Annotated in this window: 11 protein-coding genes; 3 read left to right on the top strand and 8 right to left on the bottom strand. The window is 68.2% G+C overall.

All coding sequences use genetic code 11. The features are described 5' to 3' along the window. Window positions 1–60: 60 nt before the first annotated feature. The 4 genes from ACRWNM_RS05235 to rplN are packed head-to-tail and all read right to left on the bottom strand — an operon-like array spanning window position 61 to window position 1,503. Window positions 61–246, bottom strand: coding sequence for a type Z 30S ribosomal protein S14 (locus tag ACRWNM_RS05235; RefSeq protein WP_014981705.1), 186 nt, complete (start codon window positions 244–246; stop codon window positions 61–63). A gap of 4 nt (window positions 247–250) precedes the next feature. Further along, the gene (rplE, locus tag ACRWNM_RS05230) at window positions 251–814 is read right to left on the bottom strand and encodes a 50S ribosomal protein L5 (protein ID WP_067785237.1); all 564 of its coding nucleotides are present in this window, start codon (window positions 812–814) and stop codon (window positions 251–253) included. Between the two features lies 1 nt (window position 815). Next, on the bottom strand, window positions 816–1,133 hold the full coding sequence (gene rplX / locus ACRWNM_RS05225) for a 50S ribosomal protein L24 (RefSeq protein ID WP_068056941.1): 318 nt from the start codon (window positions 1,131–1,133) through the stop codon (window positions 816–818). Window position 1,134: 1 nt separating this feature from the next. Beyond that, window positions 1,135–1,503 (bottom strand): 50S ribosomal protein L14, encoded by a 369-nt coding sequence (gene rplN, locus ACRWNM_RS05220; protein ID WP_014981702.1) that lies wholly within the window; start codon window positions 1,501–1,503, stop codon window positions 1,135–1,137. 332 nt (window positions 1,504–1,835) lie between these two features. Here rplN and ACRWNM_RS05215 point away from each other — a divergent pair, with 332 nt between their 5' ends. Further along, the gene (locus ACRWNM_RS05215; protein WP_431964032.1) at window positions 1,836–3,881 is read left to right on the top strand and encodes a M13 family metallopeptidase; all 2,046 of its coding nucleotides are present in this window, start codon (window positions 1,836–1,838) and stop codon (window positions 3,879–3,881) included. Here ACRWNM_RS05215 and ACRWNM_RS05210 read toward each other — a convergent pair. Both ACRWNM_RS05210 and ACRWNM_RS05205 read right to left on the bottom strand, forming a co-directional pair. Further along, window positions 3,812–4,987, bottom strand: coding sequence for an MAB_1171c family putative transporter (locus ACRWNM_RS05210; RefSeq protein ID WP_431964030.1), 1,176 nt, complete (start codon window positions 4,985–4,987; stop codon window positions 3,812–3,814). The genes ACRWNM_RS05215 and ACRWNM_RS05210 overlap by 70 nt on opposite strands. 9 nt (window positions 4,988–4,996) lie before the next feature. Beyond that, the gene (locus tag ACRWNM_RS05205; protein ID WP_431964028.1) at window positions 4,997–5,614 is read right to left on the bottom strand and encodes a Uma2 family endonuclease; all 618 of its coding nucleotides are present in this window, start codon (window positions 5,612–5,614) and stop codon (window positions 4,997–4,999) included. A gap of 145 nt (window positions 5,615–5,759) precedes the next feature. Here ACRWNM_RS05205 and ACRWNM_RS05200 point away from each other — a divergent pair, with 145 nt between their 5' ends. Continuing rightward, entirely contained in the window at window positions 5,760–6,740 is a 981-nt protein-coding gene (locus ACRWNM_RS05200; RefSeq protein ID WP_431964025.1) for an ABC transporter substrate-binding protein, read from the top strand. 31 nt (window positions 6,741–6,771) lie between these two features. After that, entirely contained in the window at window positions 6,772–8,157 is a 1,386-nt protein-coding gene (locus ACRWNM_RS05195; RefSeq protein WP_431964023.1) for a SagB family peptide dehydrogenase, read from the top strand. On the opposite strand, the gene ACRWNM_RS05190 is transcribed toward ACRWNM_RS05195, so the two are convergent. Together ACRWNM_RS05190 and ACRWNM_RS05185 are read right to left on the bottom strand one after the other, a co-directional pair. Beyond that, window positions 8,126–9,193, bottom strand: coding sequence for an MAB_1171c family putative transporter (locus ACRWNM_RS05190; protein WP_431964021.1), 1,068 nt, complete (start codon window positions 9,191–9,193; stop codon window positions 8,126–8,128). The two genes, ACRWNM_RS05195 and ACRWNM_RS05190, sit on opposite strands and share 32 nt — an antisense overlap. A 176-nt stretch (window positions 9,194–9,369) precedes the next feature. After that, window positions 9,370–14,397 carry an amino acid adenylation domain-containing protein gene (locus ACRWNM_RS05185; protein ID WP_431964019.1) on the bottom strand — a complete coding sequence of 1,676 codons (5,028 nt, stop codon included), beginning with the start codon at window positions 14,395–14,397 and terminating at the stop codon, window positions 9,370–9,372. Window positions 14,398–14,421: the final 24 nt, after the last annotated feature.

Here is a 14,421-nt window from a genome sequence, read left to right as displayed (position 1 = left end):
GGGAGTCCGTGCCCTCGTGCGTTATTGCGTTATGCGTGCGCGCTCACCAGGAGCGCGAGCTCACCAGGAGCTCTTGTGCACGCCCGGCAGCTCGCCGCGATGCGCCATTTCGCGCAGGCACACGCGGCACAGGCCGAACTTGCGGTAGACAGCGTGCGGGCGGCCGCAGCGCTGGCAGCGGGTGTAGGCGCGCACCGCGAACTTCGGCTTGGCGTTGGCCTTGTTGACCAGTGCTTTCTTAGCCATGTGCTCAGTTCTCCTTGAACGGGAAGCCGAGGTGCTTCAGCAGGGCACGGCCTTCTTCGTTGTTGGTCGCGGTGGTCACCACGGTGATGTCCATACCGCGGGGGCGGTCGATCTTGTCCACGTCGATCTCGTGGAACATCGACTGCTCGCTCAGGCCGAAGGTGTAGTTGCCGTTGCCGTCGAACTGCTTCGGCGACAGGCCACGGAAGTCGCGGATACGGGGCAGCGCGATGGAGACCAGGCGGTCCAGGAACTCCCACATGCGGTCGCCGCGCAGGGTGACCTTCGCGCCGATCGGCATGCCCTCACGCAGCTTGAACTGCGCGATGGACTTGGTCGCCTTGCGGATCTGCGGCTTCTGACCGGTGATCAGGGCCAGGTCCTCGACGGCGCCGTTGATCAGCTTGGCGTCGCGGGCGGCGTCGCCGACACCCATGTTCACGACGACCTTCACCACGCCCGGGATCTGCATCACGTTGGCGTAGTTGAACTCGCTGTTCAGCGCGTCCTTGATCTCGGCGCGGTAGCGCTGCTTCAGGCGCGGCTGGGTCTTCTCGGAGGTGGTCATGTCAGATGTCCTTCCCGTTCTTACGGGAGATCCGGACCCGCTTGCCGCTCTCCTCGTCGGTCCGGTAGCCGATACGGGTCGGCTTGCCGTCGGAGTCGACGACCATCACGTTCGACACGTGGATGGGGGCTTCCTGGGTCACGATGCCGCCCGAGGAGGCGCCGCGCTGGTTGGCGGAGTTCGCGACGTGCTTCTTGATCCGGTTCACGCCCTCGACGAGGACCTTGTTGGTCGCCGGGTAGGCCTGGATGACCTTGCCCTTGGCGCCCTTGTCCTTGCCCGAGATGACGAGCACGGTGTCACCCTTGTGCACCTTCATGTCAGAGCACCTCCGGAGCCAGCGAGACGATCTTCATGAACTTCTTGTCGCGCAGCTCGCGGCCGACCGGGCCGAAGATACGGGTACCGCGCGGGTCGTTGTCCGCCTTGATGAGCACGGCGGCGTTCTCGTCGAACTTGATGTAGGAACCGTCCGGACGGCGGCGCTCCTTCACGGTGCGCACGACGACGGCCTTGACCACGTCACCACGCTTGACGTTGCCGCCGGGGATGGCGTCCTTCACGGTGGCGACGATGATGTCGCCGATACCGGCATAGCGACGCGACGAACCACCGAGAACGCGGATGCAGAGGATTTCCTTCGCACCCGTGTTGTCGGCGACGCGCAGTCGCGACTCCTGCTGAATCACTTCAGCCTCCTTGACCTGGACGTATACGCACGCCGGATTGCCGACCCGACGGGCATGGTCGTGTTACCACCCGAACGCGCGCCTGCCAGCGGTTTCGTACGGTCTGAGCAAGAACTCGAGAGCCAACCACTGGGGGTTCGCGGCCAGGATGCGGGCACAGCTCCCGCAGGCAACCGGTCTAGTGTATGGGAATCCCCAGGTCGTTCCCAAATCGGGGGCGTCGGCCGAGGAATCCGTGCTCGCAACCCGCCGCGCCGGTAGCCTCGGCGCGAACGAACGTCGCCATCGATCACAACGTGCGGGCGTGGACCGCATCGGGGAGAGGATTCACGTTGACATCAAACGGTCGCCGGACCCAGCTGGACCGCCGCGCCTTCCTGATCGCGCTCGGCATCGCCGCTCCCGCCGCGGCGCTACTGTCCTCCTGCACGAGCGACGGCGACGCCAGCACCGTGCGGCTGACCGGCGTCGACATGGGCGGCGCCGACCAGCTCGTCCGCCCGCAGGACGATCTGTACCGGCACGTCAACGGCGCCTGGCTGCGCGACTACCAGCTACCGCCGGACAAGTCCGAGGTCGGCGCGATCAGCGAGGCGATCGATCGCACCACCGAGCAGCTGCGCGCCATCATCGAGGGCATCGAGGACCCGAAGCCCGGCTCCGAAGCACAGCAGATCCGCGATCTGTACGACGCCAGGCTGGACCTGGAGGAGATCGAGCGGCTGGGCATGAGCCCGCTGGCGGACCTCTTCGCGAAGATCGACGGCGCGGCGACCAAGGGCGATCTGGCCAAGGTGATGGCCGAGCTGCCGATCGGTGGCCTGATCGGCCTCGGCATCAACATCGACCGCAAGAACTCCAACGCCTACATTCCCTCGATCGGGCAGTCCGGCCTGATGCTCGGCGAGCAGGAGTACCGCAAGCCCGAGTTCGCCGCCCGGATCGCGGGCTACAAGGTCTACCTGGAGAAGATGGCCGCGGGCGCGGGGTTCCCTGACCCGGCCGGGCTGGCCCAACGGGTGCTGGACCTGGAGACCAGGATCGCGGCCGCGCACTGGGACAGCGTGCGCACGCGCGACACCGACGCCACCTACAACCTGATGAGCTGGAACGAAGTGAAGGCTCTCGCACCGCAATTCGAGTGGGATCAGTGGCTGGCGGGCAACACCGACCGGCCGCGAGAGCTGTTCGAGAAGATCGTGGTCGGCCAGCCCTCGTTCGTCACCGCGGCCGGGCAGCTGTGGGCCGAGGTGGATATCGCGCAGTGGCGCGAGTACCTGCGCGTGCACGTCACCAATGCCTACGGCAGGTTTTTGCCCAAGGCCATCGCCGACGCGCGGTTCGACTTCGTCGGCAAGGTGCTCGGCGGCTTGGAGGAGCGACCGGAGCTGTGGAAATCGGCAGTCGGGGTGGTCGACGACAATCTCGGCGAGCAGCTCGGCAAGCTGTACGTGGACGCGCACTTCCCGCCGGAGGCCAAGGAGCGCGCGCAGGCGATGATCGCCGACCTGATGGCCGCCTACCGGGAGAACTTCACCAATTCGTCCTGGATGTCGCAGCCCACCCGCGAGGCATCGCTGGCCAAACTGGCCAAGATCAACGTCAAGATCGGTTACCCGGACAAGTGGGTCGACTACTCCGGGCTGAAGATCACCAGGGGCAAGCTGATCGAATCCCTGCGCGCGGTCAACGCTTTCGAGGTAAAGCGGGCCTTCAACCGACTCGGCACTCCGGTCGACAAGTCCGAGTGGGCGATGTCGCCGCAGACAGTGAACGCCTACTACTCCCCCACCAACAACGAGATCGCTTTCCCCGCAGCGTATTTGCAGCCACCGTACTTCGACAAGGACGCGACCACCGCGGTGAACTACGGCGCGGTCGGCGCCACCATCGGCCACGAGATCGGCCACGGCTTCGACGACCAGGGCGCCAAGTACGACGGCGACGGCAACCGCCGCGACTGGTGGACCCCGGAGGATCTGGCCGCGTTCAAGGCCAAGACCGATCAGGTCATCGCACAGTTCGACGGACTGGTGCCCGAGGGCCTCGATCCCAAGTACAAGGTGGACGGCAAGCTGACGGTCGGCGAGAACCTGGCCGACCTGCGCGGCCTGCAGATCGCGCTGGCGGCCTACCGGCTCGCCGCCGAACGCGAGGGCATCACACCCGATTACCGCGAGATGTTCTTGTCACACGCGCGCACCTGGCGGGAGAAGCAGACCGAGGAGGTCACCATCTCCCGACTCCAGGACACCCACGCCCCCAACGAATTCCGCTGCAACCAGATCGTGCGCAATATCGCGGAGTTCTACACCACCTTCGAGGTGAAGGAAGGCGACGAGCTGTTCCTGCCGCCGGAGCAGCGCGTCAGCCTCTGAGCCACACCGGCATTCGACCGAAGGTCATCGCCGACGCCCTCCTTCGGCCACGCCTTGGCGAGCTGGAGCAGATCACGTAGGCCCGCGGCGCGGTCGTCGTCCCCGAGTGTTTGGACGGCGACCGCGGGCATACCGGCGCGTGGACGTGGCGGTTCACCGGAGGCCTTCGCTCGTGCGGCATGCGCGATTCGGCTGGCGTAGTCCGTCATGTCTTGCTCGACCGACGGCGCAGGCTCGTAGGGACGCAGGTGCAGCAACGCGTCCTGAATCTCGACCGTCATCCGATACAGCCGTGACCTCGGCTCATCGCGGTGCGAATCATCGTGCAGCAGGACGATTTCCGGGACAGCAGCGGTGAGATCGCGCCACAACGGCCGCAACCGCCGGCACGCGCGACCGTGCCGATCCAACCCGCTGCGCACCAGCACGGCATTCAGCAGAGGGATCGCGATCAACGCTGTCAGCACCCCGAGCATCACGAAAGTCGCTACGGCCCAAGACAAACCGGGCTCCATGGAGGACTCACCGTAGGCAATCCGGATCGCACCGATGCCGGATGCGAAGCAGCAGTACAGCCCGACCGCGAGCAGCGCGGAGTACGTCCAGCGCTCCCGCAACGTCGGGTCGGGAGTGCGAAGTTCTCGCATGCATGCCCGGGCGATCAGCGCTCCGCACAAGGAGCCGAGGAGACTGCCCACCGTCCAGATAACCCTGATCTGGACGGCAGGACTACCGAGCGGCCATCCGAGCAGATCCACCAGGGTGGGGCCCAACAGAATGACCGCTCCTGTCGCCACGCCGATTCGGTTGTATCGACGCTGCCGGGTTCGCAGCACGTCGGCGTCCATGCCGTCGACAAGCCTGGCGAACCCGTACACGTAGGCCAGCGTCATCGCACCGACTCCGAGGAACAGCCGGTCCGCGAGATCGCGCATTCCGAGCACACTCGCGATCTCGTACAACGCGATCGCCGCCAAATCCCAGCTCAGCGCCGCGTTGATCTGCCGATCGATCAGCAACTCGTTCACCAGGAACCAGCGCCCCACGACGATCGCGGCGATGAACATGGTCACCGCCAGCACGACCGCGAGCGGCAAAGTACTCACGCCAGTACCCTATCGGCCCGGCGCCGACATCCACCAGGACCGGTCGCCCCGACCTTCATCAGCGGACCAGGTCGGCGAAGCTGATTTCTCCGACGATAACGTGCTCCAGCTCGAGGAAGCCTTCTCGGTGCAGCCGGTGCAAGCGGTACTCCCCGCGTACGCGTCGAGCCGGAACTCGCGCACTTCCTCGATCTCGTACTTGGTATCGAGTGAAACCACCAGGTACAGAGGGATTCCCACCCGGGCGTACTGAGCCTTCTTGTCGAGCAAGTCCTCGGCCGCGGTCGAGGGCGAGGACACCTCGACCACAATCAGTGCGTCCGAGGCCTCCGGTTTGGCGCCCCGTTCGGACAGGCAGCGGTAGACCGTGACGTCCGGCCGACGGAACGTGAACTTCGGGACTCTCCACAGCACGACATCGATATCGGTCTCGGCCCGAATGCACGGCTCGGTACTCGGCAGCTGCTCCATGGCGCTCGCCAGCCGCCGCGCAACTCGATTGTGTTCGGGCACCGGCGACTCGCAGACGATCACATGCCCGTGCACCACTTCGATCTCGCGGGCGATGTTCTCCGGCAGCCGTCGGTACTGCTCTTCGGTCATCTCGTGCGGCAGATGCTCCGACATGCGCGCAGCGTACCCAGGCCGGCGGCGGCCTCGGTCAACGCGACCGGGGGCTGTTCCGAGATATGGATAGGTTAGGCTTGGCTGACTTAATCTGGTGGCTCGGGAGGGCCGATCGAGGAGTTCCTCGGTGAAGGAGGGTTCAACGATGAGGTCTGTGCGGGCTTCCCGCGGTTGGGCGCGGGCGGCGGTGGCCGTGCTGGCCGGCGCCATGGCCCTCGGCGTCACCGCGTGCGGATCGTCGAGCGACGCGGCGAGCGGTGACGGCGAGTCGATCACCGTCAGCCACGTCAGGGGCGAGACCACCATCACCGGGGTGCCGAAGAAGATCGTGGTGCTCGGCAACCAGTGGCTCGACACCAGCATCGCGCTCGGCGTGACGCCCGCCGCCTACATCGACAACGTCGCCGTGCTCGGCAAGGGCGCGCCGCCGTGGCAGCCCAAGATCGGCGAGGCCGCGAAACCGCTGAGCACTACGGGCAATCTGGCCGAACAGGTCGCCGCGCTGGAACCGGACCTGATCCTGGCCGACTCCTTCATCGCCGACCAGAAGAACTACGACGAGTTCTCCAAGGTCGCGCCGACCCTGCCCGGCCTGAGCAAAGAGATCGTCACGCCCTGGCAGGACTTGGTCACCACGCTCGGCAAGGTGCTGCACAAGCAGGACGAGGCGACCGAGCTCATCGCCGGCGTGAACGACAAGATCGCGGGCATCACCACGGCCAACCCCGGCCTGAAGGGCAAGACCTTCGCCAGCACCTGGCTGGCCAGCATGACCCAGCTGATGGTGCTCAACGACCCGAACGACGGATCCAGCAAGGTGTTCGCCCAGCTCGGCCTCGGCATCCCGAAGAACCTCGTCGACCTGCCCGCCAACCAGGGCCGCGTCGCGCTGTCGCCGGAGCGCGTCAACGAGCTCACCGCCGACCTGCTGCTCGCGGGCTACTCGGCGGGCATGGACGAAAAGTGGCGCCAGCTGCCCGGTTACGCGGAGCTGCCCGCGGTGAAGAAGAACGCGGTCGTCTTTCTGACCACGCAGGAGATCACCGGGATCAACCAGCCGACCGTGCTGTCCATCCCGTTCATCCTGGACAAGCTGTCGCCCGCGCTGGCCAACGTCGCGAAGTAAGCGAAAAGCAAGAAGCAAGAGGAGTTTCCCGGTGCCCGCCGTCACCACCTACCCCGACCAGACCCGGTTCGCCCTGCGCGACGGCGTCACCTGCGTCACCGTGCCCACAGGCGCGGTGCTGTTGAATCCGCCGAACAACCAGAAGCTCACCGGCCTCGGCGCGGACCAGGTGCAGGCGCTGAAGACGCTGAACCAGGGCCCGTCCACCCTCGGCGAGATGGCGGGCACGGGCGGCGGCGCCGGGGTCGGCGAGCTGGTGGAGCGCCTGACCGACGGCGGCTGGCTGTCGGTGACCGTGCGCGACGGCGGCCGCGACCTCTACACCATCCGGCCCTTCACCGACCCGCCCGCCCGGCCGAATACGCCACTGCCGTGGTCGGCGACCCTGTCGAAATTCGCTGTACTGCACCGCGACTCACAGGGCTTCGTGCTGGAGCATCCGCTGGCCTGGTGCGATCTGCGCATCCACGACCCGCGCTTGCTCAGCCTGCTCGACGGCCCCGGCGCGGCCGACTCCACACTGCCGATCGCGATCAAGTCCCAGCTCGCCGACGACCTGCACTGGTGCGGTTTCCTGGTCGCCGATCCGGCCGCCGAGGAACGCGAGTTCGCCACCCGCAGCTGGAGCGCGCCCGACCTGTGGTTCCACCGCCGCAGCACGCTCGGTCCGCGCACCATCACCTGGGAGCACTTCGGCCCGACCAAGTGGGGCAAGCCGTCGTTCCCGCAGCCGCCCGCGCGCAAGCCGGACTACCCCGGCGCGGCGGTCCCGCTCGCGAAGCCCGACCTGGACAAGCTGCGCATCGCCGACCCCAGCCTCACCGACGTGCTCGAAGATCGCGTCTCCTGCCGCGATTTCGACGACGCGGCGCCGATGACCGTCGATCAACTCGCGGAGCTGCTGTACCGCACCGCCCGCACCCGCTCGGTCCGCGAGGTCGCCGAGGGCGAGGAGCTCACCTCGCGCCCGTACCCGTCGGGCGGCAGCGTGTACGAGCTGGAGCTGTACCCGATCGTGCGCAACGTCGCGGGTCTGGAACCCGGTATGTACCACTACGATTCGTTCGGCCACGTGCTGCGTCCCGTCGCCCCCAGCGACTCGCCCGCCGTGCAGAAGCTGATCCGCTCCACCTCGGCCACGCTGGTCGACGGCGGCGAACCGCAGCTGGTGCTGCTGATGGCCGCGCGTTCGGGGCGGGTGATGTGGACCTACGAGCAGGTCGCCTACGCGAGCATCCTCAAGCACGTCGGCGTGCTCATGCAGACGGTGTATCTCGCGGCCACCGCGATGGGCCTCGGCGCGTGCGCGCAGGGCTTCAGCGACACCGCCGCGTTCGTGTCCGCCGCGGGCGTGAACGAGCTCGAGGAATGCAACGTCGGCAGCGTCATCGTCGGTTCGCCCGCCCGGGCTCGCTGACCGCGCCCGGCCAGGCTCTGGCCAGCTCGAGCAGGTGTCCGAGTTCGGCGTCCAGATCCTGGCCCGCGTACGGATTCTCCCTCGCCCGTTCCGTGGAGGGCGCGACCCCGGCTGCCTTGGCGTCGACCGCTTGCGCGATCCGGCGCGCGTAGGCCGCGATGCCGAGCTCGCCGGAATCGTTGCGCGGCATGTACATCCGCAGGTGCTGTAGCGCGTCCCTGGTCTCGACGACCATACGGTAGAGGCGCGAGTCCGGTTCGGTGATCCGTCCGGCCGCGGGACGCAGCACGACTTCCGGAACGGCGGTCGTGAGGTCCCGCCAGAGCGGGCGCAGGGTGCGTAGTTCCCGCCCGGTGCGGTCGAGTCCGCTGCACACTCCTACGGCTCGGACCAGCGGCACGGCCGTGAGCAAGGTGACGAACAGGTAGACCAGACACGAGGTCACGGTCCATTCGGTGGGATAGGTGAGGCCACTGAGGATCGCTGTGGTCGCGGCGAAAAGGGCGGCGGCGCACCAATAGGCGGCGGTCGCCATCAACGCCGAGTAGGCAACCCGCTCGCGCCGCGAACTCGCGCGCGGCATTTCGCGCAGGCACGCGCGCATGGTGCGCACCCCCGCCCCGGCCATCGGCAACTGGAAGACACCGACCCAGAGCAGGGTCCGCCACCAGGTCGCGGGCGCGGCGAGACCGTCGCCGAGCAACAGCACCCCCGCGCCGCTCACCGCGAACACGTCGTAGCCCCACTGCCTGCGGCGGACCGTCGCGGGTTCGGCGTTGTCGAACAATTCGGCCAGACCGTACACACTGGCCAAAGCCAGCACACCGCAGACGAGGAAGACCCGGCTCGGGTAGCCGTCGGCACTCAGATCGGTATCCCACAGCGCGGCGAACACGCACACCGCGCTGAAACTCAACGCCCGGTTGATGAGTTTGTCGGCGGGGGTCTCGTTCACCAGCAGCCATCGACCGACGGTGACCGCGACTTGCAGCACGAACACCGGAACCATCAACCACATCGGCGCGGCCCCGCTCACGGTCGGCACCCCGCCGCGGTTTGCGCCGTCACGACGCCTCCACCCAGCCCCGCACGTGGTCGGCGGGGATGGGCGCGGCTGCTGTCGTGGCGGAATTCATCGGCACCGACGCTATCGGTCGTTCCCCATGTCGCACACCCCGGTCGGCCGATCGCAGGTCGGCCGACCGGTCCGCGTCAGTTCTGCGCCGCCCAGGAGTTCTGCAGCGCGGCGAGGGCGTCCTGATCCAGGCCGGACACCGACATCGCCTCGTGCCGGTGCTCGTCCTCGGCGGGCGGGTTCGCTGCGGCATCGTCCACGGCGGCGGCCAGTTCGGCGATGGTGAAGTACTCGAACACCAACTGCGGAGTCAGCGGCAGACCCGCCTCGCCCGCTCGCGCCGCCCACTGGATGGCGATGACGCTGTCGCCGCCGAGGCCGAAGAAGCCGTCGTCGCGACCGACGTCGGTGATCTCCAGCAGGTCCTCGAGGATGGCGATCAGGGTGCGCTCGGTGTCGGTCTGTGGCGCTTCGCTCTCCCCGTCGGTGAACCGAGCGGCCGCTGGCGTCATGTGCACCACCGACCTGGCCGGGTCCCACTGTCCTGCCAGCACATCCAGCTCGGTGAGCGCCCGGTCGGGCCGCTCGGCGAACGCCTCGAGCACCCGCGTGAGCACGTCGGCGAAGATTTCGCCGGTCGCCGCCTCGTACAGGTCGGGATTGACCACGACGCGCGCGATCAGGTCGCCGGTGGTGTCCACGGTGTAGTCGAAGTGGAAGTCCATGAACGACACGTCGTAGAACTTGGCGATGTCGCGCACCGTTGTGGAGCCGTCCTCGCTGAACGCGACCGGCGCCTGCCGGTGCCGGACGTGCATCATCGCCTGGAACAACGGGTTTCGCGCGAGCGAGCGCGGCGGGTTGATGGTCTCGACCAGTCGCTCGAACGGCACGCCTTGGCGGCTGATCGCGTCCAGCGCCGCGTCGCGCACCCGGTCCAGCACGACCCGCGGGGTCGGGTCGCCCGAGACGTCATTGCGCAGCACGACCACGTTGGCGAACAGACCGATCAGGTCGTCGGTCGCTTCGCCGATGCGGTTGGCGACGGCCGCGCCGATGGCGAGGTCGTCACCGGCGCCGAGCGCGTTCAGCGTCACCGCGCCCACCGCTTGGCAGAGCATGAACTCCGTAGCGCCCGCCGCCTCGGCTGTTGCCCTGGCCTTCTCCCAGATCGCGGCGGGCACGGTGCGCACCGTGGCGATGCCGTTGCGCCCCAGCACCTGTGGTCGCGGATGGTCGTGTCCGACGGCGATCTCGTCCGGCAGTCCGGCCAGCGCCTCGCGCCAGTAGTCCAATTGCGACTGACCGAGGTCACTCACCGCGCGGTCGGGTCCTCGGTCGAAGACCTCGCGCTGCCACATCGCGAAATCTGGGAACTGAATGGCGAGTTCCGGCCAGTCCGGAGCCGCGCCACGCGCCCTGGCGCGGTAGGCCGCGGTGAGGTCGTCGACGAAGATCTGGCAGGACCGGCGGTCGGCGATGATGTGGTGCATCAGGATCGACAACACGTGCGTACCCGGATCCAGCGCCAGCAGCCGCAGCCGCAGCAGCGGCTCCGCTTGCAGATCGAAGACGTACTCGGCATCAGCGGAAAGTTCCGCGTCGAGCGCGGCCTCGCTGCCGTCGAGATCCAGCACCGAGACCTCGACGTGCTCGAACGGGTGCACGAGCTGATACGGCGTGCCCTCGTGCTCGGGGAAGGTGGTGCGCAGCGATTCGTGGCGGGCCACAACGTCATCGATCGCGGCGAACAGCGCGGCCCTGTCGAGTGGTCCTTCGAGCCGGATCGGATAGGTGACGTTCTCGCCGTCGATCGAGCCCTCCATCCGCCGCTGCAACCAGTACGCGCGCTGCGAGTACGACAGCGGGATGTGCTCGGGCCGCGCCCTGCGCACAAGCTCCGGCCGCGCCGAGCGCGCCTCGGCGACGGCTTGGTCGGCGCCCGACGCCTCGGTGTCGTCGAGATCGTCGAGGTCGATGCCGAATTCATCGAGGAACGAGGCCACCAAGTGTGTCGCGAGACCGGCGACGGTCGGCTTGTCGAACGGCACGCGCATATCGATCTCGATGCCGAACTCGGCGCGGATCATGGTGATCAGCCGGGCCGCGAGCAGCGAGTGCCCGCCGAGTTCGAAGAACGAGTCGTCGGCGCCGATGCGGTCCCGGGTGAAGAGCGCGGCGTACAGCGCGGCGACGCGAATCTCGGTGGGCGTCTTCGGTTCCCGGTAAGCGCGGGCCACCGCGAGCTCGGGAGTGGGCAGCGCCCGCTTGTCGAGTTTGCCGTGCGCGGTGAGCGGCACCTCGTCGATGACGGTGAGCGCCGCGGGCACCATGTACTCCGGCAGACGCGCGGCCACGAACGCGCGCACCTCGTCGAGGTCGAGTTCCACGCCCGGCACGGGCACCACGTATCCGGCCAAGATCGGGCCGAGCGATTCGTGTTCGGTCACGATCACGACGCAGTGCGCGGCGCCCGGGTAATCGGTGACGGTGGCCTCCACCTCGCCGAGTTCGATCCGATGCCCGCGCACCTTGACCTGCTCGTCGGCGCGACCGATGAATTCGATCTCGCCACCGGCATTGCGGCGCGCCAGATCGCCTGTGCGGTAGAGCCGTTCGCCGGGCAGGAAGGGGTCGGCGACGAAGCGCTCGGCGCTGAGGCCGGGCCGATGCAGGTAGCCGCGGGCCAGCTGACGTCCACCCAGGTAGATCTCGCCGACGACGCCGTTGGGCACGAGTTGCAGCGCACTGTCCAACAGGTACGCGTACACGTTCTGGTTCGGCACGCCGATCGGCACGATCCCCGTGCCCTGCGGCCCCTCCACCGGCATGTGGGTCGAGCACACGACGGCCTCGGTGGGGCCGTAGTGGTTGCGCAGCTCCGCGTCGAACTGGGTCGCGAACCGGTCGGCGACCTCACCGGGCAGCGCCTCGCCACCGACGGGGACGTGACGCAGCGTGCGCCAATCGTTGACCTCCGGCAGCACCAGGAACGTGGCCAGCATCGAGGGCACCATGTGCAGCACCGAAATGCCGTGGCGGGTGACCAGATCCGCGACGTAGGGGATGTCGCGGTAGGCGTTCGGCTTGGGCACGACGACCCGCGCACCAGCCGTGAGCGTGACGAAGATGTCCAGCAGGGAGGCGTCGAAGCTCACCGAGGTCGACTGCAGCACCCGGTCGTGCGGGGTGAGATCCCACTCGTCGTTGAAGCCGATCAGGTGCTCGGCGATGGCCTCGTGCGGGACCGGCACGCCCTTGGGCTTGCCCGTGGAGCCCGAGGTGTAGATGACGTAGGCCGTGTTCGACGGGTGCAGCGGCGCGCGGCGATCCGTATCGGACGGGTTGGCGTCGAGGAGGTCGGCGGCCTCGGCTTCCGCTGCCGCGAGTGCGTCGACATCGAGGGCCAGCGTGGGCCGGGCGTCGGAGAGCAGGTACTCGATGCGGTCGGCCGGGTATGCGGGGTCGATCGGCAGGTAGGCCGCACCGGACTTGAGCACCGCGATGGACGCGAGGATGAACTCGACGGAGGTCGCCATGCGCAACGCGACGATGTCTTCCGCGCCGACGCCGCGGCCGATCAGCCAGTGCGCCAAGCGGTTCGCGCGGCGGTTCAGTGCGTCGAAAGTGAGCTCGATGTCGTCGGAGGCCACCGCCACGTGCTCGGGCGCGGCGGCGGCACGGTCCTCGAGCATCGCGACCAGGGTGGTCGCCGGCGTCTGGACGAGCGGGCCGTGCGAGAGGGCCAGCAGTTCGGCGCGGTCGGCGTCGCCGAGAATGTCGATGTCGCGCAGGCGCATTCCGGGATCGCGCAGGACGCTGCCCAGCAGCTGGACGTAGTGGTCGAGGAACTGCGTGACCAGGTGCTGGTCGAGCGCGTCGACCAGGTAGGTCGCCTCGACCCGCGCGCCCGCGCTGTCGAGCACCACCATCAGTCCCAGCTCCTCCTGGGCCACCGCGCTGCCGAGCGGCAGTTCGGCGGATTCGACGCCGGCCAGGTCGAAGCCGTTGGCCTCGCCGCGCACGCTGAAGCTGAGCTGTACCAGCTGTGCCATGGCGTCGCGGCCTGCGACACGCTCCGGGCCGACCTCGCGAACCACGCGGTCGATGCCGACGCCCTGGTGGCCGAACGCGCCGACGCACGCGGTGCGGGTCTGCTCGAGCAGCGCGGCGAAATCGGCGGACCCGTCCAGATCGGCGCGCACCAGCACGGCGTTGCCGAAGTAGCCGATCAGGCCCTGCGCGCCCGCCCCGCGGTTGACCACGGGCACCGAGACGAGGAAATCGGTGGCGGCCGTGTACCGGTGGATCAGCGCCTCGAACGCGGCGAGCAGCACCATGAACGGTGTGGCCGAGTGCTCGCGCGCGAGCTCGGTGACCTGCGCCATCAGCTCCGGCGCGAGCGGTCGGGTGCGCCGGTCGGCGTTCTTGGACGGGCTGCTCACCGCCGCCTTGTTCGGTAGTTCGAGGCGTTCGGGCAGCGGTGTCAGAGTCTCGCGCCACCAGGCCAGATCGGCCTCCGAACCGCTGCTCGCACCGACCTCGACATCGACGTACTGGGCGCGCGGCTCCGGCAGATCCTCGCCGCGGTAGGCGGCGTTGACTTCGGCGAAGAACACCGGCCACGAGTCGTCGTCCCAGCCGACGTGGTGCACGACCAGGATCAGCACGTGCTCGTCGGACGCGGTGCGCGCCAGGGTCGCGCGCAGCGGCAGGTCGGTGGTCAGGTCGAAGGGGCGCGCGAACTCGCGGCGGGCGAGCACCTCGACACGCAGGTTCCGGCTCGCCTCCGGCAGCGCGCTGAGATCGTGTTCCTGCCAGAGCAATTCGGCGTCGTCGCGAGACACCTGGAACGGCTCGCCGTCCGCGTCGACGCCGTAGGTGGTGCGCAGCACCTCGTGCCGCGCGAGGACGGTGGCGCAGGCCGCGCGCAGCCGCTCGGCGTCCAGCGCTCCGGTCAGCCGATAGGCGACACACACGTTCAGCGTGGTGTCGGCCGGGTCGAGCCGCTGCACGAACCACATGCGCCGCTGGGCATCCGACAGCGGGCTCGGCTCACCGCTGACGCGGGTGCGCACCGGTGCGGGCGCGGCCGCCTTCACGGCGTTGTCGCGCAACCGGCGCTGCAGCAACTGCTTACGACGCTCGAGAATGTCCTCTGACATGGCGGTCCTTCGATTCGACTGACG

The sequence above is a fragment of the Nocardia sp. bgisy134 genome, from assembly GCF_965341865.1.
Classification (GTDB): Bacteria; Actinomycetota; Actinomycetes; order Mycobacteriales; family Mycobacteriaceae; genus Nocardia.
This window is presented reverse-complemented; position numbering and strand designations above follow the sequence as displayed.

Excerpts from the sequence above, each read along its gene's own strand:
- ACRWNM_RS05205 (WP_431964028.1), bottom strand. The coding sequence starts at position 5,614 with ATGTCGGAGCATCTGCCGCACGAGATGACCGAAGAGCAGTACCGACGG.
- ACRWNM_RS05185 (WP_431964019.1), bottom strand. The coding sequence starts at position 14,397 with ATGTCAGAGGACATTCTCGAGCGTCGTAAGCAGTTGCTGCAGCGCCGG.
- rplX (WP_068056941.1), bottom strand. The coding sequence starts at position 1,133 with ATGAAGGTGCACAAGGGTGACACCGTGCTCGTCATCTCGGGCAAGGAC.
- ACRWNM_RS05235 (WP_014981705.1), bottom strand. The coding sequence starts at position 246 with ATGGCTAAGAAAGCACTGGTCAACAAGGCCAACGCCAAGCCGAAGTTC.
- rplE (WP_067785237.1), bottom strand. The coding sequence starts at position 814 with ATGACCACCTCCGAGAAGACCCAGCCGCGCCTGAAGCAGCGCTACCGC.
- ACRWNM_RS05200 (WP_431964025.1), top strand. The coding sequence starts at position 5,760 with ATGAGGTCTGTGCGGGCTTCCCGCGGTTGGGCGCGGGCGGCGGTGGCC.